The organism is Pelotomaculum isophthalicicum JI (assembly GCF_029478095.1).
In the GTDB taxonomy this organism is placed as follows: Bacteria; Bacillota; Desulfotomaculia; order Desulfotomaculales; family Pelotomaculaceae; genus Pelotomaculum_D; species Pelotomaculum_D isophthalicicum.
Map to the genome: position 1 here is coordinate 21,294 of NZ_JAKOAV010000029.1, position 22,436 is coordinate 43,729.

The 22,436-nt window shown below is 46.3% G+C and carries 28 protein-coding genes; 6 read left to right on the forward strand and 22 right to left on the reverse strand.

Features of this window, described 5'->3' with window-relative positions; genetic code table 11:
* Positions 1-2: 2 nt before the first annotated feature.
* The 21 genes from L7E55_RS13575 to L7E55_RS13675 all read right to left on the reverse strand — a co-directional run bounded on the left by L7E55_RS13575 (position 3) and on the right by L7E55_RS13675 (position 17,021).
* A complete protein-coding gene (locus tag L7E55_RS13575) occupies positions 3-320 on the reverse strand; it encodes a head-tail connector protein (RefSeq protein WP_257531304.1) in 318 nt (105 codons plus the stop codon).
* Between the two features lie 22 nt (positions 321-342).
* Positions 343-558, reverse strand: a complete 216-nt coding sequence (locus L7E55_RS13580; RefSeq protein ID WP_277444839.1) for a head fiber protein — start codon at positions 556-558, stop codon at positions 343-345.
* A gap of 13 nt (positions 559-571) precedes the next feature.
* Positions 572-1,777: a phage major capsid protein gene (locus tag L7E55_RS13585; protein ID WP_277444840.1), complete on the reverse strand. Its 1,206-nt coding sequence runs from the start codon at positions 1,775-1,777 to the stop codon at positions 572-574.
* 19 nt (positions 1,778-1,796) lie between these two features.
* Complete coding sequence (locus L7E55_RS13590) at positions 1,797-2,498, reverse strand: head maturation protease, ClpP-related (RefSeq protein ID WP_274228623.1); 702 nt, start codon at positions 2,496-2,498, stop codon at positions 1,797-1,799.
* Positions 2,495-3,742 (reverse strand): phage portal protein, encoded by a 1,248-nt coding sequence (locus L7E55_RS13595; protein ID WP_277444841.1) that lies wholly within the window; start codon positions 3,740-3,742, stop codon positions 2,495-2,497. The genes L7E55_RS13590 and L7E55_RS13595 overlap by 4 nt, the downstream gene beginning before the upstream one ends.
* Positions 3,739-5,343, reverse strand: a complete 1,605-nt coding sequence (locus tag L7E55_RS13600; RefSeq protein ID WP_338091226.1) for a terminase large subunit — start codon at positions 5,341-5,343, stop codon at positions 3,739-3,741. Before L7E55_RS13600 ends, L7E55_RS13595 begins: the two co-directional genes overlap by 4 nt.
* 110 nt (positions 5,344-5,453) lie before the next feature.
* Positions 5,454-5,633, reverse strand: coding sequence for a DUF5049 domain-containing protein (locus L7E55_RS13605; protein ID WP_073587021.1), 180 nt, complete (start codon positions 5,631-5,633; stop codon positions 5,454-5,456).
* Positions 5,626-6,075, reverse strand: a complete 450-nt coding sequence (locus L7E55_RS13610) for a gamma-glutamylcyclotransferase family protein (protein ID WP_277444843.1) — start codon at positions 6,073-6,075, stop codon at positions 5,626-5,628. The genes L7E55_RS13605 and L7E55_RS13610 overlap by 8 nt, the downstream gene beginning before the upstream one ends.
* Before the next feature lie 35 nt (positions 6,076-6,110).
* Positions 6,111-7,010 (reverse strand): amidoligase family protein, encoded by a 900-nt coding sequence (locus L7E55_RS13615; protein WP_277444844.1) that lies wholly within the window; start codon positions 7,008-7,010, stop codon positions 6,111-6,113.
* Positions 7,011-7,147: 137 nt separating this feature from the next.
* Positions 7,148-7,372 (reverse strand): DUF4314 domain-containing protein, encoded by a 225-nt coding sequence (locus L7E55_RS13620; RefSeq protein WP_073587018.1) that lies wholly within the window; start codon positions 7,370-7,372, stop codon positions 7,148-7,150.
* Positions 7,365-8,168, reverse strand: coding sequence for a virulence protein (locus L7E55_RS13625; protein WP_277444845.1), 804 nt, complete (start codon positions 8,166-8,168; stop codon positions 7,365-7,367). Before L7E55_RS13625 ends, L7E55_RS13620 begins: the two co-directional genes overlap by 8 nt.
* Positions 8,169-8,296: 128 nt before the next feature.
* The gene (locus L7E55_RS13630; protein ID WP_277444846.1) at positions 8,297-9,538 is read right to left on the reverse strand and encodes a site-specific DNA-methyltransferase; all 1,242 of its coding nucleotides are present in this window, start codon (positions 9,536-9,538) and stop codon (positions 8,297-8,299) included.
* On the reverse strand, positions 9,513-10,691 hold the full coding sequence (gene metK, locus L7E55_RS13635; protein WP_277444847.1) for a methionine adenosyltransferase: 1,179 nt from the start codon (positions 10,689-10,691) through the stop codon (positions 9,513-9,515). The genes L7E55_RS13630 and metK overlap by 26 nt, the downstream gene beginning before the upstream one ends.
* Before the next feature lie 18 nt (positions 10,692-10,709).
* On the reverse strand, positions 10,710-11,261 hold the full coding sequence (locus L7E55_RS13640; protein WP_257531275.1) for a P27 family phage terminase small subunit: 552 nt from the start codon (positions 11,259-11,261) through the stop codon (positions 10,710-10,712).
* Between the two features lie 95 nt (positions 11,262-11,356).
* Positions 11,357-11,725 (reverse strand): HNH endonuclease, encoded by a 369-nt coding sequence (locus L7E55_RS13645; RefSeq protein WP_277444848.1) that lies wholly within the window; start codon positions 11,723-11,725, stop codon positions 11,357-11,359.
* 120 nt (positions 11,726-11,845) lie between these two features.
* Positions 11,846-12,262, reverse strand: a complete 417-nt coding sequence (locus L7E55_RS13650) for a hypothetical protein (protein ID WP_092564444.1) — start codon at positions 12,260-12,262, stop codon at positions 11,846-11,848.
* Complete coding sequence (locus L7E55_RS13655) at positions 12,252-12,485, reverse strand: hypothetical protein (protein WP_092564447.1); 234 nt, start codon at positions 12,483-12,485, stop codon at positions 12,252-12,254. Before L7E55_RS13655 ends, L7E55_RS13650 begins: the two co-directional genes overlap by 11 nt.
* Positions 12,486-12,530: 45 nt before the next feature.
* Positions 12,531-13,904, reverse strand: a complete 1,374-nt coding sequence (locus L7E55_RS13660; protein ID WP_277444849.1) for a DEAD/DEAH box helicase — start codon at positions 13,902-13,904, stop codon at positions 12,531-12,533.
* Positions 13,885-14,166: a VRR-NUC domain-containing protein gene (locus L7E55_RS13665; protein ID WP_277444850.1), complete on the reverse strand. Its 282-nt coding sequence runs from the start codon at positions 14,164-14,166 to the stop codon at positions 13,885-13,887. Before L7E55_RS13665 ends, L7E55_RS13660 begins: the two co-directional genes overlap by 20 nt.
* 153 nt (positions 14,167-14,319) lie before the next feature.
* On the reverse strand, positions 14,320-16,572 hold the full coding sequence (locus tag L7E55_RS13670) for a phage/plasmid primase, P4 family (RefSeq protein ID WP_277444851.1): 2,253 nt from the start codon (positions 16,570-16,572) through the stop codon (positions 14,320-14,322).
* Positions 16,563-17,021, reverse strand: a complete 459-nt coding sequence (locus tag L7E55_RS13675) for a DUF7768 domain-containing protein (RefSeq protein ID WP_277444852.1) — start codon at positions 17,019-17,021, stop codon at positions 16,563-16,565. Before L7E55_RS13675 ends, L7E55_RS13670 begins: the two co-directional genes overlap by 10 nt.
* A gap of 301 nt (positions 17,022-17,322) precedes the next feature.
* Between L7E55_RS13675 and L7E55_RS13680 the strand changes: the two genes are divergently transcribed.
* From L7E55_RS13680 to L7E55_RS13705, 6 genes are all read left to right on the forward strand, one after another.
* Positions 17,323-17,499 carry a hypothetical protein gene (locus L7E55_RS13680; RefSeq protein WP_277444853.1) on the forward strand — a complete coding sequence of 59 codons (177 nt, stop codon included), beginning with the start codon at positions 17,323-17,325 and terminating at the stop codon, positions 17,497-17,499.
* Positions 17,483-17,812 (forward strand): DNA ligase, encoded by a 330-nt coding sequence (locus tag L7E55_RS13685; protein ID WP_277444855.1) that lies wholly within the window; start codon positions 17,483-17,485, stop codon positions 17,810-17,812. The genes L7E55_RS13680 and L7E55_RS13685 overlap by 17 nt, the downstream gene beginning before the upstream one ends.
* The gene (locus L7E55_RS13690; RefSeq protein ID WP_277444857.1) at positions 17,809-18,933 is read left to right on the forward strand and encodes a DUF2800 domain-containing protein; all 1,125 of its coding nucleotides are present in this window, start codon (positions 17,809-17,811) and stop codon (positions 18,931-18,933) included. Before L7E55_RS13685 ends, L7E55_RS13690 begins: the two co-directional genes overlap by 4 nt.
* 14 nt (positions 18,934-18,947) lie before the next feature.
* Entirely contained in the window at positions 18,948-19,511 is a 564-nt protein-coding gene (locus L7E55_RS13695; protein ID WP_257531258.1) for a DUF2815 family protein, read from the forward strand.
* A gap of 69 nt (positions 19,512-19,580) precedes the next feature.
* Positions 19,581-19,733 carry a hypothetical protein gene (locus L7E55_RS13700; RefSeq protein ID WP_277444858.1) on the forward strand — a complete coding sequence of 51 codons (153 nt, stop codon included), beginning with the start codon at positions 19,581-19,583 and terminating at the stop codon, positions 19,731-19,733.
* 64 nt (positions 19,734-19,797) lie between these two features.
* Positions 19,798-21,780 carry a DNA polymerase gene (locus L7E55_RS13705; protein WP_476748270.1) on the forward strand — a complete coding sequence of 661 codons (1,983 nt, stop codon included), beginning with the start codon at positions 19,798-19,800 and terminating at the stop codon, positions 21,778-21,780.
* Positions 21,781-21,851: 71 nt separating this feature from the next.
* Here the strand turns inward: L7E55_RS13705 and L7E55_RS13710 are convergent, their stop codons facing one another.
* Entirely contained in the window at positions 21,852-22,373 is a 522-nt protein-coding gene (locus tag L7E55_RS13710; RefSeq protein ID WP_277444860.1) for a hypothetical protein, read from the reverse strand.
* Positions 22,374-22,436: the final 63 nt, after the last annotated feature.

Genomic DNA, 22,436 nt, shown 5'->3' on the forward strand with positions numbered 1-22,436 from the left:
ATCTACACCTTCCAATCCCGGTCGAGCCTAAGCAGTAGGTTCACTGTGTTCCAAACTTGTTGACCTGCCTGCACACTATCTGCAAAGAAACCAGCCGTCGAGCCATCTCTGCTTTCGTAGAAATGACTCGACAGCATGATTACTGCCTGTTCAGTAGTGGGCGGCATAGTGTTTTCAGTGTAATAACCCTCAGCGACATGTTGGTAGCTCTCCGCGTAGGAGACGGCGGCTTTGATGTAATGCAGCAGAAGGCCGTCGTCTGCATCATGTGCCAGGATCAGGTTCGCTTTTACTTTAGGGAGAAGATTATCTGTTGTCATCCCATCCGCCTCCTTCTGGTCATTATTCGTCTGCCGCCATCAAACCCGCTGCTTTTAGCTTTGTGAGAAGAGCATTGAAGTCCGTGACCAGACCAGCGACATCGGTGGCCGTGCTATCCGCCTGATTCTCTGCAGCAGGAAGCCCCGTTACCGAGGCTCCCGGTAGGACTTCCAGTGTGCCACCGATGATCCACTTTTCGCCGCCCTGTTCCATATAGTTCTTTGAGTTATAACTCATATGTCAGCCCTCCTTATGCGTGCTGCTGGAGAACCTTGATAGCCTCCGGCAGGATCAGCTTACCGTCTACACGCTGGGTAGCTACGAAACCTACTTGCCCGGTGACTGCATAAAGCTCGTTTAATCTCTTAAACATACGTCCCTGACGGTCGGCTACCCAGTAATAGCTGAAGTCACCAAACACGATGCTCTTGGCAGTCGCAGCAATAGTTGGCACATATGCCGAGGTGTACAGAGGGCGGTTCATGATGGTATCAGGCGTACCTGCCTGAAGTGAAGGCTGCCAAAGGTACTGGCCTTGACCGTCCTTTAGTTTACGTATTGCCTTTACAGTAGCATCGTTCATAACGAATACAGCCCTGTTACGGTAAGGAGCCTTAAGTGAGTAGAACAGATCGAGCACCTCATCCATGGTGATTGCTGTAGCACCTGCTGTAGTTACACCGATTTGGGCACCACCTGTAGCGGCAAGGATGCCAGTCGGTTTACCGGAGCCATCGCCGGTGAAGAAAGCTTCCTCTTCTTTATTGCCGATACGCCTTGCGAACTCTTTAGAGATGTAGGCTTCGAGGTTGAACACAGAATCGTTCAGCAACTCCTCGGAGACTTTGATCAAGGTTGCAAGTTTGTAGGCACCGATTGACACCTGACCGAAGCTGTCGTCGCTCTCTGTAATAGTACCTTCCTCATCGACCCAAGAAGCAGTACCTTTGGTAGCTACGACTGGAATCTTCCTATCACCGGAAGATGTGGTGATAACATTGGCCAGTGAACGGAAGATGTTCTCATCCTCGAGGGCCTCCACCAGCGTACGCTCAAACTCGTCAGGTACGAGATAACCACCCTCGGTGTCTGTACCTATTTGCAGGGCATTTCTTACGTTTACATCAAGTCCTTCACCTGCACGAGTACGCATAGCATTCCAGAACGCTTTCCTGTATTCGGCGGATGCTCGACCGGTCTTTTCTTCAGCTCCTTTGGATGGAGCGTTTGTAATGGGATTGCTAGTAGCTTTAGAGAGTTCCAAGTCGATAGAGGCCTGACGCTCGAGGCGCTCAATTTCTTTACCTAATGCCACGACGTCGTTTTCCATCTTCTCATAAGTAGTGGTATCCTCAGCGGACAAAAGCCCGTCACCACCACGTTTCGTATCAAGGAATGCCTTTGCCGCATCCCAAGCCTTAGCGCGCTTTTCGCGCAATTCAAGAATCTTACTCATTGTAATTTCCTCCTTCAAATTAGTGTGAAATTAAAGAAAGCCGCTTTTCCAGCGACTCTATCGGGGTACCTGTTTTCGGTTTTGATTTTTTGGGTATTTTCCCAAGTAGGGAGTTGCACACAGCTGCACGGGAGAATATAAGTCCTTGCCCTGTATCAAGAGGGATACGATCTTCACCTTCCGTGAACATGATTTTGTCAGCGAAGCCAAGCTCAATGGCTTTGTTCGCATTCATCCAAGTCTCCGCATCCATGAGATGCGATAGCTTTGCGCGGGATAGTCCGGATTTCAGTTCATATGCGTTGATGATGCTTTCCTTGACCTCATCCAACAAAGCTTTGGCGCGGAGCATCTCCTCGCTGTCGCCGATTGCGATGGTCGAAGGATTATGGATCATCAGCATGGAAACCGGCGACATATATACATCGCCACCTGCCATAGCAATAACTGATGCCGCACTTGCTGCCAATCCGTCGATCTTCACGGTGACTTTTCCGGTATACTCCATTAGCATGTTATAGATCTGCGCAGCAGCGAATACATCACCACCGGGCGAGTTGATCCACACCGTAACATTGCCGGAGCCAGCCATCAATTCATCCTTGAATAGCTTTGGTGTTACTTCATCGCCCCACCAGGTCTCGTCGGAGATTTCTCCGTTGAGGTAGAGGGTGCGCTCTTCGGTGGCTTCATCTCGCACCCAGTTCCAGAATTTTCTCATTGGCCATTAGCCTCCTTTTCATAAAAATTGCCCGCCTGTGAGAGCGGGAGCATATTGCCGTTCACAAGATACAAATCACCGCCTTCCTCAGCTGGGATGCGGTTCATATCCTCCAGTTCACGGATGTCGTTAGCAGACATCCATCCGTTTTGCCTTCCGACTGAATAACCGTTCATGCGACTTTGGTAGTCGCCTCGAAGCAATCCATCCAGGTTAAACTTGATGAACAGCGACGTTTTCTCTGAAGGCAGAATTAACGATTGCTGAAGGCTCTGCTCCCAGCGAACTACCCACGGATCGAGTGTGTATTTTACGAACTCCAGCGATTGTTGCTCGATGTTGGAGAAGCTGGATTTCTCTAGATCACCCACCATGTGTGGCGGCACACGGAAGATACGTGCGATCTCGTTAATTTGGAATTTACGTGTTTCCAGAAATTGCGCCTGCTCCGGTGGAATGCCAATTGCCTGAAACTTCATGCCTTCTTCCAGTACGGCAACCCTATGAGCGTTACCGCTTCCTTGATAAGCGCTGTTCCAGCTATCTTTGACTCGCTGAATATCCTTGATTACACCGGGATGCTCCAATACGCCGCCGGGATTTGCACCGTTAGCGAAGAACGCAGCACCGTATTCCTCAGTGGCAAGTGACATGCCGATGGCGTTCTTGGCCATTGCTATGGGGCTGTAGCCAATAAGTCCATCAAAACCAAGACCAGGTATGTGGAGCACCTCATCCTTGCGGAGCGTAACATAGCCGCCTTTAGGCTTTAGTCCGCTTTCGTCAACATCACGGTAATAGGTGTAAACCAGCTCGCCGTTTTGAGCACGGCCGACTTCCATCTTGTTTGGTAACAGTGGGTAAAGCGCAACAGCCTGACCGCGACCGTTTCGGACAATCTGCGCGTAAGCATTGCCCCAAATTAAAAGATGACTCATCAGTGTTTCTCGAAACACGAATGAAGTCATCTCAGGGTTAGGTTCGTTATGAAGAAGATAGTACAGTGGGTGCTGTGCGATGCGTTCCTTCCCACCATCCAAGCGGTATCTGTATACATGTAAAGGCAGTCCAGCGATTGCTTCGGCCAATATTCTTACGCAGGCATAAACCGCAGTGGTCTGCATAGCCGTTCGCTCGTTTACTGTTTTGCCACTGCTGGTGCCGCCAAACAAGAATGAAAACGCGCTACCCACACGGTTTTGGGGTTTGTCGCGGGAACGAAGCAGCCCTGAAAATATACTCATAATATTAATAACCCCCTTTCGTTGTACACCGATTCTCCGCCACTGCCGTTACCACATCGGATGGCGCGGTCTAGTGCCATGATGGTTGCTACCGCGCCGTCGATTTTCTCAGTCGACTTTTCCTTATCCGCCTTTATATTTCCGGCAGGGTCGGTCCGGACAAATATGTTGTCCATCATCCACCGAAGGACCGGATGACCTCCGTGAGCTATTTTCTGTTCCAAGGTCAGTTTCATCAGTTCTTTGGTCGGTGGAGACATATCTTTAAAGCCTTGGCCGAATGGAACAACCGTAAAGCCGAGGTTTTCAAGATTCTGCGTCATTTGCACAGCACCCCAACGGTCAAAGGCGATTTCTCGAATGTTATATTTTGTACCAAGCTCTTCTATAAAGCTTTCTATAAAGCCATAATGGACCACGTTGCCCTCCGTGGTTTTAAGAAACCCTTGCTTTTTCCATACATCGTAATTTACATGGTCACGCCGAACACGCAAATCGATATTGTCCTCTGGTATCCAGAAGAACGGCATAACCATAAATTTATCATCCTCATCCAATGGCGGAAAGACCAGCACGAAAGCCGTAATATCGGTCGATGAGGAGAGGTCAAGCCCACCATAGCAGACGCGCCCTGTTAGAGCTTCTGTGTCAACGGTAAAAGCACAGGCATCCCATTTGTCCATTGGCATCCAGCGCACAGCCTGCTTTACCCATTGATTGAGACGAAGCTGTCGGAAGCTGTTCTCTTCAGCCGGGTTTTGCCTTGCTGATTCAAATGCTGCTTTAACCTTATCCATGCTGACGGTGATTCCCAAAGATGGATTTGCTTTCTTCCACACTTTTGGATCTGTCCAGTCATCTTCAGGATCGGCCCCATATATAACGGGATAAAAGGTGGGATCATTTTTTCTGCCATTTATAATATCAAGGGCCTTCTGGTGTACCTCCCAGCAGATACTGTTGTGGTTGTCGCCAGCAGTAGTTATAAGGAAATACAGCGGCTGCATTCTTGCATCACCACTGCCCTTGGTCATAACGTCGTACAATTTTCTGTTTGGCTGGGTATGAAGCTCGTCAAACACCACACCGTGGGTGTTAAAGCCATGCTTGTTTCCAACATCAGCTGAAAGCACCTGATAAATACTGCCTGTCGGCTGATAGATGAGTCGCTTCATAGAGTCGAGGATTTTCACTCGTTTGGATAGAGCCGGACACATCCGCACCATATCTGCTGCCACGTTAAAAACAATTGATGCCTGGTTGCGGTCGGCAGCGCATCCGTAAACCTCAGCGCGTTCCTCATTATCTCCGCAGGTGAGCAACAGGGCAACAGCCGCCGCTAGCTCACTTTTTCCCATCTTCTTCGGTATTTCTACATAAGCTGTGTTGAACTGCCGGTAGCCGTTCGGCTTCAGAGTTCCAAATACATCACGAATTATCCTCTCCTGCCAATCGATTAGTTCAAAAGGCTTTCCCGCCCACGTACCTTTGGTATGTGAGAGGGCTTCGATAAAAGCAACAGCATAATCGGCGGAGGATTTATCATAGATAGAATCAGCCGACTTAAACCGGGTTGGTGTATATTTCTTGAGTTTTCGTATATCCGCCGCCTCCTTCCGAGCATAAAAATAGACCTGCATTAAGCAAGCCTTCTAAATCTTTCTGTACGAGAAACAGAGCCGTTTTAGGCACTGTTCTCTGTGTTTAGTATTTATTTCTCTTCGCCCGTCAGAATAAAACGGGCATATGCACCAGTGTTATCCGCGAGGTAAACAAGCAACTCAGCGTATCCCTCTCTCATAGCGATTTCCTTCACCTTCGGCACATCAAACATGTTCGTTTCACCTGTTGCGCGGATGGCGAGAATCTGTTCCTTTATCTTCTTATCCATTTTCGACCTCCTTAGAATCCTCCACAGCCTGTTTTAGAATACCGATATCGAAGTCTGCAGTCTTGTAGCCATCTAAGATAACGCTGTAATAATAGCAGCTTGGAGTGCCGAGTGGTCGACCTTCATTCATGATGTACACCATAGTTTCTACGTTCTTTTTGCCAAGTTTGACTTTGACTGTTTCCTTTCGGTAGAGGAACGGAAAACCCTCGTAGCGATCGAGTGCAGCTTCGTCAGCCGGGGTAATCTCCCACAGCAGGCATGGCACTGTCTTGCCCTTAAAAGGTTCCACGGTCGCCACAGAGCCGCCATGTGCCCCTCGAAACAATAACTGGTAGTCCTTCAAAACTACCGGCCCGACAGGTTTTGCTGTGGGGCAACGGTGCGCCATTTGCTCAAGGTTAAGATTTGAGCCATAGGCGAGATAGAATGTTTTATTCATTGTCTTTGTCCTCCTTATTTTTGCGGGGCAACCGTTCAGGCTGCCCGAAATCGCCAAGCCGCCGAGCCGTCTAAGTGAGCGGTCAAGTGCTCCCGGCAGTTTGCGAATTCCTCGCCGATGAAACCGATGCGGTTGAGGTAGGTCCGCATTGCGAACTTTTCATTTTCAGCCTGCGGTTTCTTTGCCGAGGCGCATTTCTGTGTGAGTGCCTGGTGGTTGAGAGCAAGGGCGAGAACAATGTAGCTTCTTACCTTACCTGCGTGTAGCTCGCTGTTGAAGCCTCGAAGCTCGACCGTATGGTTGCCGGTGAAAAAGCTGTGCAGGTTAAGAAAATGGTATCGGCTTGAATGGTAGTGACGGCTGGTGCTTTCGCTGTAGCCCTCGTACCAAAGGCTCTCGATGGCTTCCATCGTTTTCGGTTTGCGTCGGTTTAATTTCTCGACCAAGAGGCTATCCATCTTTTTGCAGTAACTCATTCGTTCAGGTGCTATCTGCAAAGCCTTGTAAAAAAGGTCGTTCTTGCTGGCGATGATGTTCACGAAGTTCCTAATGCTCCTCGATGTATGGTCTGAGCCGTCAAGGTGTATGTGAATTCCGCAGGAGTTGTTTGCAAATCCGCCAGCGTGACGTAGCTGTCTCACTAGTTCCTGCAATGTTTCAATATCCTCGCGGTAGGTTAGGATGGGGCTTACCAGCTCTACGCTATAATCCCGGGTGGCAGCTACCTTCTGGCGTCCTTGTTTCTTTTGGCAGGAGATGCTGCTGTCGCTCATAAACTTCCAAACCCGTCCATCTGGGGTCGTTATCTTCTTGGTGTCGTAATAATCGCCTGTGTGTATAACCGTCCCGTTAAGGAAGTCGGCAGCTACTTTAGCCGCTTCGTTTCTTGTGATACCTGTAAACTCAATCTCAATCCCGAATTTGCTTGTAAACATGTGGTTTTCCTCCTGAATGTGTATGTTTTGCGCTTTGCGCATGTACATATATCACTCTAAAAGGCTTATATAGCAAGCGAAATCCGAGAGATAAAACACATCAATTTATGGGTGTGTTTCTACGAAACCAGATACCGTTACAGCTTACGCACTGCATCCTCTCCGTACACAACGCCGAGGGAGGAACCGATATCCCATGAGCAGAAAATTGTACCTGTGTCGTCCACGAAGTCCACGGTTCCTTGATCGCCGGGCCTTAGCTTGGAATAAGGATCGTTCATGTGTACCAATTCCACTCGTGTGCCAGATGGGTATTGCTTACGGAGGCGTTCCACCGTCTCCCTTGAAGGAAAGTTATTCATCAGCCGTTACCTCCTCAGCTTTAGTCGGAGCGCCATTCTTAAAGGCGCTATTGCCTGATAGGTTCTTTAGCAGGATTTTGCGTTCCATTTTGTATTCAGTGCCGACAAAACCAAGCCGGATGAGGAAACATCTAAAAGCGTACTTCTCATTTTCCACTTGCTTTTCGGTAGCATTGACTCTTTGCTGTGTTTTTGCCATCTCGCAGAGCGCAGTAACAAAATGGGTGTAGGCTTTGACCTCATATGAAGCAAGCTCTCCTTGAAACCAAGGGAAACTGATAGTTTCTTCGCCTGTAATGATAGTGCTGCAATCAGTACCGAGAGCCTTTTGGATTAGAGAAGCTTTGCTTTCAACCAATCGCTTAAGGTTTTCAAGAGCCATATCGGTGAAAGTCGACCTTGGCATCTCGATGGTCAAAAGGTTGGTTTCGAGCGAATCCGCTTGTTCAGGTTCCCCATATGCGGGTGGCTCCTCGTAATCGCAGTAAGGGCTGACCCTGCCACCAAGAGCGGCTTCGTATGGAATTTGAACATCCTCTGGTACTTGTTCTGCTTCCGGGAGTGGAGTGTCGTATTCTTCTGTAATAGCCTTGAAGTCATGCAATCCCTGTAGGTCAGCAACCAGTCCAGGATTGTCATCTCCTCTAAGCATTCCGTTCTTGTCAATGTGGTAGCCGCCTACCTCATAAGCGAAGGTAGGTGCACCAAGGTATTTTGTCGGAGCATTTAGTTCCTGGCTGATTGCACCTACCAATGATTTTCGTTTTGTGCCTGTTACATTATAATTAATCTGCATTTTTCATACCGCCTTTCTTTTTCGGTACTACATATATCACTCTGAATGCTGTAAATAGCAAGTCGTTTCGAGCATATTGCTGTAGGGAAACTGCTCCGATTATTCAGCGGTATTTGTGTAGCTGGAATTTAGTCGTCAGCATTTACTTCCTGCAGATCATGATACTTATACTCCTCGCCATCTCTCAAAAGAAATACACCATCTGCGTTTCCGGCTTGCTCAATATACCTTTTTACAATGACGTCGCAGTACTTTTCATCAAGCTCAACAGTGTAGCAAATGCGCTCAGTCTGATCACAGGCTATGAGCGTACTTCCTGAACCACCGAAAGGATCGAGCACGATGCAGTTGGTCAGGCTTGAGTTGAGGATCGGGTATGCTACCAGTGCCACAGGCTTCATCGTGGGATGGTCACCATTCTTCTTCGGCTTTTCAAATTCCCAGATGGTGGTCTGCTTACGATCAGCATACCAGTTGTGCTTTCCAGACTTCTTCCAGCCGAAAAGAACAGGCTCATGCTGCCATTGATAAGGTGAGCGGCCAAGAACAAGCGACTGCTTTTTCCAGATGCAAGTACCGGAAAGGTAGAAACCTGATTCAGAGAATGCCTTTCTGAAATTCAGACCTTCAGTATCTGCATGGAACACATAAATAGAAGCATCCTTCGCCATTGCCACTTCGGTGTTCTTAAACGCCTCAAGCAGAAAATTGTAGAATGCTTCATTTCCCATATTGTCATTCTTAATTTTACCCGCCGAACCTTCATAGTTGACGTTGTACGGAGGGTCAGTTACAACAAGATTTGCGAGTTTCCCGTCCATCAATAGAATGAAAGTGTCAGCCTTAGTAGAATCACCACAGACTAGCCTGTGCTGCCCAAGCAACCAAACATCGCCTTTCTTGGTGAGTGCGGGCTTTTGCAGTTCAGCATCCACATCGAAGTCATCATCATGAATACCGTCCTTGAGCGAATCCTTAAAAAGCGCATCAAGTTCGGCAGGCTCAAAGCCGGTGAGGGACACGTCAAAGTCCGCTCCCTGCAAATCCGCAATGAGGAGAGCCAGCTTATCCTTATCCCAATCACCACTGATTTTATTGAGGGCGATGTTGAGTGCCTTTTCTTTATCCTCATCCATTTCAATAACCACACACTCGACTTCGGTGATGCCCATATCAAGCAGCACCTTCAAACGCTGGTGGCCACCTACAACATGAGATGTGGTCTTATTCCATATAACAGGTTCAACATAGCCGAACTGCTCGATGGAGCGTTTCAGCTTTTCGTATTCCGGGTCACCGGGTTTCAAGTCTTTACGAGGATTGTAGTCGGCTGGAATCAATAGCTCAGTTTTCAGTTTTTCTATCTGCATATTTCTCAGCCGCCTTTCTTAAATTTGTGTACATGTTTACATCCTCCCACGGGAACAGACAGGAATTGAAATGTCCATAAACCGCCGTATCGGAGTAGATGGAATTTCGCAGCCTTAGTTTTTCGATGATTGCAGCTGGTCGGAGATTAAACACCTCCTGCACAATATTGGCAAGCAGCTCATCGGTGAGTTTGCTAGTACTAAAGGAAGTCACGTCGACTGCCACAGGGTTTGCCTTACCAATTGCATAAGAAAGAGCGACCTCACATTTCTCTGCAAGACCGCTCCATACGATGTTCTTTGCAATGTATCTCGCCATATATGCTCCGCTTCGGTCAACCTTGGTCGGGTCTTTGCCGCAAAGTGCACCGCCACCGTGGGATGCAAGGCCGCCATAAGTATCAACCATGATTTTTCTGCCGGTTAAACCTGTATCAGCAGTGGGACCACCTTCAACAAATCTGCCGGAGGGATTAATAAGGATTTCAGTATCATCATCAAACGGAAAATCCTCAAAACACTGCCAAAGTACATTATTTCTGATATCCGAACGCAGTTCTTCCTGGGTTTTATCCTTATCATGCTGAACTGAAACTACAATGGCTTTCACACGCTTGGGCATGCCATCCTCATATTCCACAGTAACCTGTGCTTTGCCGTCAGGCAGAATACCCTTAATGAGTTTTCCTTTCCGGCAGTTGTCAATGCGCTTTATGATGCGATGAGAAAGCACCAGTGGGAGGGGCAGGTTCTCACGGGTTTCATTGGTTGCGTAACCGTAAACCGTGCCTTGGTCACCAGCGCCCACAGAACCGTATGGATCATTGATACCATTTCTTGCTTCAAGTGCATTATCTACACCCGCCGCAATATCTGAGCTTTGCTGGTGTACAAAAACAAAAACTGTGAACTTCCACGGATTGTATCCCACCTCACGAAGTACATTTTTTACGATGAAGCGTATGTCTACTTTACCGCTGCAGGTGATTTCGCCCGCCACGATAATTTTACCTTTGGTCGCCATGACCTCACAGGCCACGCGAGAAGCTTTGTCTTTACGAAGACAAGCATCCAAAATATTGTCAGCAATGAGATCACAGAGTTTATCCGGATGTCCCATGCAGACACTTTCCGCTGTTTTATAAGTAATCATATTTTCCTCCTATCTGATTTATTTTCCTCGCCTTGCCATGAGCAGACGTTCCATTACATCGTCCTGCGGACTAGCGCCGTTGTATTCACCTGTACAGTTTTCTTTAACAATCTGGAATATCTCCATCCACAGCCGATTAGTTTGGTTCATGTAATTCTGGCCCATTGCCACATAGGGGCTTTGAATGGCATTGCCAGTAGTCGGGTGTTTTGCTAAAAAGCCATATTCTGTGACAGCTTCCTCACATTGAATCCAACGAGCCACGCTCATGGCGTAGCGTTCCAACAACTGCGGCGATACGAGAACAGCACATCCGCGTTCGTTCAGCCACTGCCATGTATTTCTGTAGATTTCTCCTGCAACCAGTGCTTTGCCGTCTTTTTGTATAGCTTCAAGCATTTTATTTGGCTCAGGCATTTCAAGTCCTTTTAGGTCTGCCGTATCCTTAAATTCCATCACGGTCAGTTTTCTGCCTCCTGGATTGCCTTCGGCTATTTTATCAGTCAGGGGCTTCTTTTTCGCACCTGCACCTACACGAGCGCCGCCTCGATTTGTACCGTCTTTCGCCATATTTTCACCTCACTTAGCAGGGTTGGGGCTATTCCCTTGTTTGAAACCGCGTTTTTTAACACGAAGCCCCACGCCGCTGTCCGCTTTAAAAAATTTTAGAGATTTGACCTCCCCCACCGGTCACCGCTCTCGGCAGTGATTCGAGAGTGACAGGATTTACAAAGAGCCATTAGATTGCTCTTCTCATTGCCGCCGCCTTTGGAAAGCGGAAGGATGTGGTGTACCTCTTCAGCAGGAGTAAGCTTACCTTGCTTCTCACATTCCTCACAAAGAGGATGCGACTTGATGTAGCGGTCACGGATACGTTTCCAAGCACGACCATATCGTTTGTTGGAAGCAGGATCTCTTTCGTACTGGTTGTAGTGTTTATCCATTGCTTTTTGATGCTCGGCACAGTATTGCTCGCGTTCAGCAAGCCGACCGCAGCCGGGGTAAGCACAAGGACGCTTAGGTTTGTAGGGCATTGGTTCACCTCGCTTTCAGGGCATAACAAAAGCCACCGCAGATATCTCCACGATGGCCTTTGGAATTCTATTTCTCTATTGTAATAGTAACACACGAACCACACTGACAAACAGTGACATTCACTGACTTGTTTCAGGAAGTTTAATTAGTGAGGTGGCAACATCGTGCAGACGATAAACATGGCGTACATTATATCCCAGGTCCACTGCGATTTGCTCCCACGATTTAAAGCATAAGTATCGTAGCTCTAGAAGCGTCTGGCACTCCAAACTGTCAACCGCTTTTATGACTCCTATTATTTCACCCTTTAAGTCTACAAGGCGATCAATGTCTTTGTTGATCTCGTTCTGAAGATCAATGATTTTACAAATAGCGTCGGCCATCATAGATGTTCCATGACTCGGATTACGTGGCATCCCCGTCAATGTTGTAGTACATTTAGTTGCCAATTCATTCAATGAAGCAACCTGCTCCAGCTTGCTGTTGATCCGCTGGTCCAAACGATAGGCTTGGGACAAATATTCTTTAGCAGTCATAGGCGGGCACCTCCAGTTTTTCTCGTATCTTGCGCATTAAGATGGTACCGTCAAGATCAGTCAACATCTGATACCAGCCAGAACAGAAGAAGCGCTCAAGAGAGTTAACCTCAGCTTTGTAATCATTTTTCTCTGGGTGACGGCCCAAACGCTGTAAGGCTTCCCGGTAATCCTTGACTGCCTGTACTATAATCGCATTCGCTAAACTTTCATATGGTTCCATATCGCACCTCCAAGTTTTTGTTTCTCGGATTGGCACGGATTGTCTTTATTTGACTCTCATTTGCAGATCAGCTTTGACTGCTTCGATAAGCGCCGACTGGCTTTTATCCTTTAAGGAAAGAGCCCTCAAGACACGCTCATCAATAGTACCTTTGGTAACGATGTGCTGCACCACAACCGTTTCAGCTGTTTGGCCCTGACGCCAGAGCCTAGCATTTGTCTGTTGATATAACTCTAATGACCAGGTAAGACCGAACCACACAATACAAGAGCCACCAGCCTGAAGATTTAAGCCATGTCCTGCAGATGCCGGATGAATTAAACCGACAGGTATTTCCTTGTTGTTCCACCTTCGAATACTTTCAGCAGTATCCAGCTTAGAAAATGGAACCTTTATGCAATGAAGTTTTTCTACGATTCTTTCATAGTCGTGTTTATACCAATAGGCCACAAGTATTGGCTTTCCGGCAGCTGCTTCAATAATGTCCTCCAATGCATCCAATTTCTGATTATGGATGACCTGAGTTTCACCGCTATCTTTATAAATGGCACCGTTAGCCATCTGGCAGAGCTTGTTGGAAAGTGCTGCAGCATTCCCAGCAGTAACCTCACCATCAGGAAGCTTAAGTACAAGGTCTTTTGCTAATTCGTCATAGCGTTCTGCCTCTTTTTCAGAAAGCATAACCGTGTATTCACTACTAACCAGTTCAGGCATCTTAAGATAATCCGTTGACTTCATTGAAATTGTAATATCGGAAATTTTCTTGTAAATGCATTTCTCCGCTCCCGGAAGAGGCTTGTAACTGTAAATAATCTGGCCATTTCTTTTATCCGGCATGAAGTAGTTGTTACGAAACGCAGTTATGAACCTTCCAAGTCTTACACCCATGTCAAGCAATTTGAACTCTGCCCATAAATCCATTAGTCCATTGCTGCTTGGTGTTCCTGTCATTCCAATAATGCGCTTTACTTTAGGACGCACCTTCATAAAAGACTTAAAGCGCTTGGCCTGATGGTTTTTGAAGGAAGAAAGCTCATCAATAATGACTGTATCGAAATCAAATGAAAGCCCACTCTCATCAATGAGCCAGGAAAGATTCTCACGATTGATTACATAGATATCGGCTGCGGCTTTTAACGCTTGAACCCGTTCAGCAGTGCTTCCTACTGCAACAGAAATGATCAGGTCAGATAGGTGATCCCATTTAGCAATTTCAGCTGGCCAGGTATCTCTTGCCACTCGAAGTGGTGCTACCACTAATACCTTATGTGCATCGAAGTAATCAAACAGCAGGTCATTTATAGCAGTAAGAGCGATACTTGTTTTTCCTAAACCCATATCAAGCAGTACTGCTGACACCGGATGAGATTCGATATAACTGATAGCGTATTTCTGATAATCATGTGGATTGTACTGCATCTAAAATCCCTCCAATCTGACTCTCGTCGTCTAGTACAAAAACTAAAAAGCCTAATGCTCTAAGCAATTTGTGCCTTGCCATCTGTAATGGGCGCGGGCACTTACCAGGGGCCTTAACCTCAACAAAGGCCATCTTTCCTTCAGGCATTAGAAGGATTCTATCCGGCATACCATCAAAGCCGGGAGATACAAACTTCACTGCCAGCCCGCCACGCTTTTTTACTTCTAAAGTTAACTTCTTTTCTATTTCTTTTTCTCTCATCGCTATATCTCCATCAAAATTGGTGACGGTCTGTGAAGGTCTACCCATAAACCTCTTATATAAAGAATTTTTATAAATTTTTCTCTAATGCGAAGTTCTATATATGACCGTAACTGACCGTCACCATATTAGGTCAGTGCTACTCGGTGCAACTCAACTTAGAAACTCTTCCTCTTTTAAGCGCACGCCATAAATGAAGCTACCTGTTTTGGTCTTTTTGCGTTCAAACCCAGCAGTCTCCAAAGCAGTATAGAAATCTGTTGTGCTTCTTGTATACTCACCGTTGCGCCCGCAATGGGCACGGTATTCCTGATAAAACTCACCAGATTTTTGCTGGTAGGTCTTATCCACCTCGCAGCAATCCTCCAAAAAGGAAGCAAGCCAGTCATTATTTTCTCTGTACGCTTCAATGGCCTCCTGAACACATGTGGGAACACTGAAATGGTAGTTAGCCTCAATAGCTTTCTTTGCACCTTCGATGATCCAGCTCATGATGTACGAGCCTGCATTCTTAACAAGGTAGTCGGCGTAGTTTTTGATGTCGCTTTTATTTTCAATTCTTGCATTAAACGGAATGACGATAAGACGTCTCCAGGTACCATCATCATTGGCACCGACTCTAGGAAGATGATTCGTGTAAAGCACCAATGTATGAGAAGGCTCAAATTTGAACGGGTCCTTATACTTTTTCTCAGCTTCGATTTCATCCGTAGAGCTAAGCTGTTTAACAATTGAAGTGTTGAGGCGCATACCCTCTTCAAGCTCGGAAGCAATGATGAGGCGTTTGCCCTTAAGCTCTGCCATTTCAGGTTTTACGTTTCTGCGGCAACCAACTGTAAGTGTATCGGCTGAGATAGCACCGCTGTAGGAGCCGAGCACTCTTGAGATGCTGTTCCAGAAGGTTGATTTACCATTACGGCCTCCACCATAGGCAATGATGATAGCCTCGAGGTAGACTTTACCGATTGCAGAAAGGCCAACAATCTGTTGAACGTAATTAATCAGCTTTTGGTCATTACAGAAAAAGGTATTCAGAGCATCTAACCAAATTTGCTCACCCTTATCTCCCGGAGAAGCAGTTGTTTGCTTTGTAATATAATCCGCTGCCTCTGGAACACGACCACCGGCCAGACCCTTGCGAAGGTCAAACGTAACACCCGGTGTATTAAGTAGGAACTCATCCTTGTCTAAGTCGCTCACCTTGATTTCCAGCATTGGCTTTGCAGCCTGCAATGCTGAGATGACATATTTCATATCCCTGCGCTTCATTACAAAAGTTCTGTAAGCTATAGCCGACTGATACTTTTTAAATGCCTTTAATGGATCTCCCGAAAGTGAAGCTTCATACTTTTTGCCACCAGCAAGAATATCTTCTTCCTTTTCACCCAAAGCAACTAAGGCATTAAGGGCGCTTTCCACCTCACCGAGGGCATCTTGAAGCTGTAAATCGAGGAACTCTTCCATTGCACCTACTGACTGCTGCCGTGATTCCATCCAATACTCACCGTTAAAACGAAGATAATCTGTGGCATCGGTGTAGCAGAGCTCATTGCCATATTCACGAGTAAGCACCTTTGCCTGGCCAATATCAGAAAAGTCCGAGGGTCTCAGCGAGTCAAAGTCAGAATTGTAGTCATCTGGAGGAACATACCCCTCCTGACCTTGCACCTTCCTTGCAAACTTGATAGCACTATTCCAGATAGCTGTAAGTTCTTCGTTATCCATAGGAGGATCACATTTCTTAGCCTCTTCCAGAAAAATCTCATGGGCCTTATCTGTGCTGCCGTATCTCTTTACAACGCGGCCAGCAAAACGAGACAAAGTATTGTTGCGTTGACCTTCAGGTATTGAATTGCTGCGACCTGTATTTGTAGGCGAAGGAACATTCTCCAGCAATTCATCAATCGTGAGCCAACCTTCATGCCAGATAACTTCACCGGTATCAGCCCCATAGATAAAACGTGCTGCATCCAGAGCGTTATCATCAAAGAAGGGGAACTGAGCATGGATAGCTCTTTTTATAGCCACATATCCTTCCGCATCTGTTAGCTCTTCTATAGGAAAGTAAACATGGAACTTGGGCCTTGCAGCTTTTCCATCCTTAGAAAGCATATTGTGACGACTGGGAGCAATCGCATATGAAATATCCGTTAAAATTTCATCCAATGCCTCTGGCGTTATCCACTCATCCGGATTTTCAGTGTGATCATTATCGCAATCCATGACGATGACATCAGACTTTAAGAAATTATCTGCACTGCGATAGTTGTTCTTATACTCCGCGCAAACGTGGTCTAGCTTTGCGGCTTCTTTTAATTCTTCGGCCGACGTGACAACGTTCCTATTTGGATAGAGGCAGTTCTTTTGATTGCCGGTGCAATTTGCAGTACAAATTGTTAGTTGCATGTTTCAACCTCCTCCATGTCCTCGGCAAAATAACGAATGGTCATGCGGCGCTTCTTTGCCTTATCAATTTCCATCTGCATGCCCTTCGTGATGTTTTCACCAAACACCCACAGCTCATTGCATTTACCTAAGAAGACTATATCCATGAAAAGTGCAAGCTCACGTTCCGCAGGATCATCATCCGAAAGATACATAGGAAAAAGTAGGTGTGGTGCAAAAGCGATAGCATTTCTTTCGATAACAGCGAAGCGGCTATAAATCTTGGCTCTTTCAGTGTTTTTTTCTACATCACCCGCATAAGGTGAGCAGATATACACGAGCGGTTTGAAGACCTTGTCTTCCTTTTTGATGTTTGTCAGCGCCTCGTATGCGGTAGGGTCGGGATAGCCTTCACTGTTTTTCTTGTCCACTCCGCCGGTACCATATTTACATCTCATCTGTTCGTTCATAAGCGAACCTCCTTATTAAGATTCGAGCGGCATAAAAGTCCCTCTACCAGTCCCAGGACAGAAAGTACCGCTTTGAACGAACTTTTGAAAATAAATTTTTCCTTCCTTATTTAAGCGACAGCAGACCTAAAAATCTGCTGTCTTTTTTCGTTCATTTTCGTTTTAAGTGTCCTGGGATTAGTGAAGGACATGAAAAATGTGTGGCCTGAAAAAATCACAAAAGATTTTTCGTTCAAACCACACAAAACTGTCCTGGGACTATTAGAGAGGGAGCACTCCTCTCGGAAAGGGAGGTAACACAATGCAGACACAGACGAATGTAGAGGCTTCAAAAGATCAGCAGTTTGATGAAGATCTTGCTGACACCCTCACAGCCATAAGCGTTGTATCCAAGAGACTGGCTCAGAAAATCAAAGCCTTGTCTGCAAAGGAACAAGAAAAGAAGGAAGGAGGTACTCCAAATGAGCAAGATGAGTGAACTTAGTCAGGTTCTTTCTGAACTTAGGGACTGCGGCAAAACTCTCATTAACATTGCTGACTCGCTTACAGAGATTTTTTCAAGTTCAGGTGACGAGCCCGAAAATGTTATGGAAGCACCCGCAATACCGACAGAGGAACCGAAACCAGAGTATTCGTTCTTAGATGTTCGCAAGAAGTTTGCAGAAATGTCCAGAGCCGGATACACAGAAGCGCTTAAGGGACTTCTGAAAAAATACGGTGCAGATAAGCTCTCCAGCGTAGACCCGTCACAGTATGCCGCATTACTTGCGGATGCGGAGGCAATTAAATGAGCGTAAAACATGCACTGCTTTCAGCCTCATCCGCACACAAGTGGATTGCTTGCCCACCATCGGCTCTACTTAGTAAGAAGTTTGAAGATGCGTCCAGTAGCTTTGCACAAGAAGGCACTGATGCCCATACACTCGCACAGTACAAGCTTGAAAAACTGCTGGGACTTGACACAAAGGACCCGACTGAATCTTTAAGCTTCTATGATGAGGAAATGAACAGCCATGCCGAATACTATGCAGCCTTTGTACTTGAACAGCTTGAGAAAGCAAAAGAAACCTGTGCTGATCCTCAGATACTTATTGAGCAGAAGCTCGATTTCTCGAAATATGTCCCGGAAGGTTATGGTCATGTTGACTGTTTGATTATTGCAGACGGCACTCTTACCGTAATTGACTACAAATACGGGCTTGGAATCAAGGTTTCAGCGGAAAGAAATCCACAAATGTTCTGCTATGCACTTGGAGGCTTGGCACTTTTCGATGGCATTTACGACATTGACAATATCCACCTGATCATCTATCAGCCGCGTAGAGAAAACATTAGCGAATACATCATCTCTAAGAGTGAATTAATCAAGTGGGCTGAGGAAGTATTGGCTCCTACTGCACAGCTTGCTATCAAAGGTGAGGGCAAATACAAGGCTGGCGAGCACTGCCAGTTCTGTAAGGCCAAAGCAACCTGCAGGAAGCGTGCTGAATACAATCTGGAGCTCGCAAAATATGACTTTGAGGTGCCTGCCACTCTCGATAACGATGAGATCGCAGCTATCCTGACCAAAGCAGACGAGCTGGTATCTTGGGCCAATGATGTCAAGGAATATGCTCTGAAGGAAGCTCTGAACGGTACCAAGTTTGAAGGCTTTAAGTTAGTCACCGGTCGTTCCAACAGAAAATACACCGACGAAGCTGCAGTAGCTGATGTCGTTATTGCAGCCGGTAAAGACCCATATGAGAAGAAACTGCTCGGCATTACCGCCATGACAGCACTTCTCGGTAAGAAGACATTTGAAGATATTCTCGGTGGTCTAACCTTTAAGCCGCCTGGAAAACCGGTCCTTGTTACCGCTGATGACAAGAGACCTGAATTCAACTCAGCATTTGAAGATTTTGATAAAAATTAAGGAGGAAATAAATCATGACAAAGACAGTTAATCCGTTGAAAGTAGTTACTGGCCCTGATACCCGTTGGAGCTATGTGAATGCATGGGAGCCTAAATCCATAAATGGTGGCACCCCTAAGTACAGTGTATCTCTCATTATCCCTAAGTCCGACACGAAGACCATCGCTAAGATTAAAGCTGCAATAGAAGCGGCTTACCACGAAGGCGAAGGCAAGCTCAAAGGCAATGGTCGTACAGTACCGCCTCTTGCAACCCTTAAGACTCCTCTTCGCGATGGCGATGTAGAACGTCCTGATGATCCCACTTACGCAAACGCCTACTTTATGAATGCCAACAACAGTTCTGCACCTGGCATCGTAGATGCAGACCGTCAGCCTATCATCGAGCGCTCTGAGATTTATTCCGGTGTTTACGGTCGTGCCAGTGTAAATTTCTACGCATTCAACACCAATGGAAATAAGGGTATCGCTTGTTCCCTTAATAACCTTCAGAAAATCCGTGATGGTGAACATCTTGGCGGTAAGTCAAACGCTGAGGATGACTTCGCTACTGAGGATGATGAAGACTTCCTTTCCTAAATGGTAACTGACAATCCGGGTGGTAGGAAAACCTGCCACCTTAGACAATCAAAGAAATGAGGTAAACATATGGAAACTATTCTTGTTATTGAACTTATTACTTTATACGGCGTGTTTATCATCGGAGCCCTATTCTGGGTCCTAACTGAAATTAATGACGCCATCAAAAAGCACAAGAAAGAAAAAGCAAAGAAAAACTTTGATCCACTTGATAAGTTTTAATTGCTTGGGCGGTGGCACTCCTGCTGCCGCCTTATTCTTTTGAAAGGAGGATGTTATGGAAGATATAAAAACACTTTCTCTTGACCTTGAAACTTACTCGGATGTGGACCTTGGCAAGTGTGGCGTCTATCGCTATGCAGAATCTCCAAGCTTTGAAGTCCTCCTGTTTGGTTACGCAATTAATGGCGGTGAGGTACACGTTATTGACCTGGCCTTAGGTGAGAAAATTCCAGAAGAGATACTAAATGCATTAACCGATGATAACATAACAAAATGGGCCTTTAACGCTTCCTTCGAACGTGTCTGTTTATCCTATTGGCTTCGCAAGCATTACCCGGATAAGTTTAGTAGCTACAGCATACCAGAGGACACTGCCAACGGTTACCTTAATCCATCTTCTTGGCGTTGCAGTATGATATGGTCTGCTTATATGGGCTTACCACTTTCGCTTGAAGGTGTAGGGACAGTTCTTAAGCTCGGTGAACAGAAGCTGAAAGAAGGAAAAGATCTCATCAAATATTTCTGCGTTCCATGCAAACCCACCAAAGTAAACGGTGGCCGTACTCGTAACCTACCTGCACATGGTATGGAGAAATGGTTCTTATTTAAGAAATACAACGTCCGAGATGTTGAGGTGGAACAGGCAATTAAGAAACGACTAGAAAGCTATCCAGTACCTGAGTTTGTATGGGATGAATACCATCTGGATCAAGAAATTAACGACAGAGGCATTCTGCTTGATATGGGTGTAGTGAAAAATGCCATCATCTTCGATGAGAAATCCAAAGAAGAACTAACCGCTGCCATGAAGGAGCTTACCAACCTTGATAATCCAAATAGCGTTGTGCAGGTAAAACAGTGGCTTTCTGATAACGGTGTTGAGACCGAGTCGCTTGGTAAAAAGAATGTGGCTGCTCTTATAAAAACTTCACCGGAGGATCAACGCGACGTACTTCTACTTCGTCAGCAGCTTGCAAAAAGTAGCGTTAAAAAGTATCAGGCCATGCAGAACACCGTCTGCTTAGATGGCAGGGCTCGCGGCATGTTCCAATATTATGGCGCATCCCGTTCTGGTCGCTGGGCAGGCAGGCATATACAATTGCAGAACTTACCTCAAAATCATATCCCTGATTTGGAAGATGCAAGGTCCCTTGTAAAACTCGGAGATTATGATGCAGTGAAGCTTTTTTATGATGACGTACCGGATACACTCTCTCAGCTTATCCGAACTGCTTTTATTCCAAGGTCAGGATACAAATTTATTGTGTGCGACTTCAGTGCTATCGAGGCTAGGGTTCTGTCCTTTTTAGCTGGGGAACAATGGAGATTAGATGTATTTGAAAGTAATGGTGATATCTACTGCGCTTCAGCTTCTGCTATGTTCCATGTACCGGTTGAAAAGCATGGCGTGAATAGCCACCTTCGGCAAAAAGGTAAAATCGCAGAATTGGCACTTGGATATGGCGGCAGTATTGGAGCACTTAAGGCTATGGGCGCGTTAGAAATGGGCCTTACTGAAGACGAATTGCAGCCGCTGGTTGATTCTTGGAGAGCGTCAAACCCGAAGATTACAAAGCTGTGGTGGGATATTGACAGAAATGTTAAAGAGGCAGTTCGCTTAAGAACACATACCAAAACACATGGACTTAATTTCTATTACCAGAAGGGGATGCTTTTTATTGAGCTCCCTTCCGGCAGGAGGCTATCCTATGTAAAGCCTAAGATCGAACAGAACCAGTTCGGTGGTGAGTCTGTCACCTACGAAGGTACCGGCATCACTAAGAAGTGGGAACGCATCGAAAGTTACGGGCCGAAGTTTACGGAAAATGTTGTGCAGGCAATCAGCCGGGATATCCTGGCCTATGCCATGAAAACACTCAGTCATTGCTTTATCTGTGGTCACGTCCATGACGAGCTAATTATTGAGTGCAGCATGGATGTCTCCCTTAAAGCAGTTTGTGAGCAGATGGGACGAACGCCACCCTGGATAAAAGGGTTGGCTCTTAGAGCCGATGGCTATGAGACAATGTTTTATAAGAAAGACTAAAAAAGACCTCCGAAGGAATTTAAGCATCTTCGGAGGCTATCATCTATTCTATGTTTGAATTTCGCCGCTTTTTATTCTTCTGTCACCGCATCCTCGTCAAAAATCCTGTCGAGTTCAGCATTTGATGTTACGCCGCGCACCTTATTTCTAATACTGAGTTTGCCCATATCCAAGCGGTAGAAGTGATCACGTCTGTCCGCACCTTTAGATTTACGGATAAGCTGAATACGCCCGAAATGTTCGCCATGCTTCTCGGCAAACTTAGCCAAGCCGACTGCTTTCGGGTAATTATCCTTACGGCTTGGATCATGCGGCTCAAGCACGTCAAAGACATACCCTTGTGTGCCTGCGCGAACGACAATCAAGTCTGGGAACATAGGAGTCGTTACACCATCCACTTCATATGGAATTTCTAACGACCACTTCTTGCGATCTAAATTGCGAAGCCACGCTACAGCACCTTTTTCGTCTTTCATTTCTTCTTTAATGACGCCCAGTTCCCAGTCGTTGAGGTTTACTTTAAAGTCACCATGCGTATTCCGGTTTATCCGGACAGCGAATCCGGGAACATCCGGACACCGTTCCGGAAACATCCGGACAGTGATTCCGGAGGCATCCGGACACCGCTTGTCGGTTGTTTGATTTTACAGTAATGC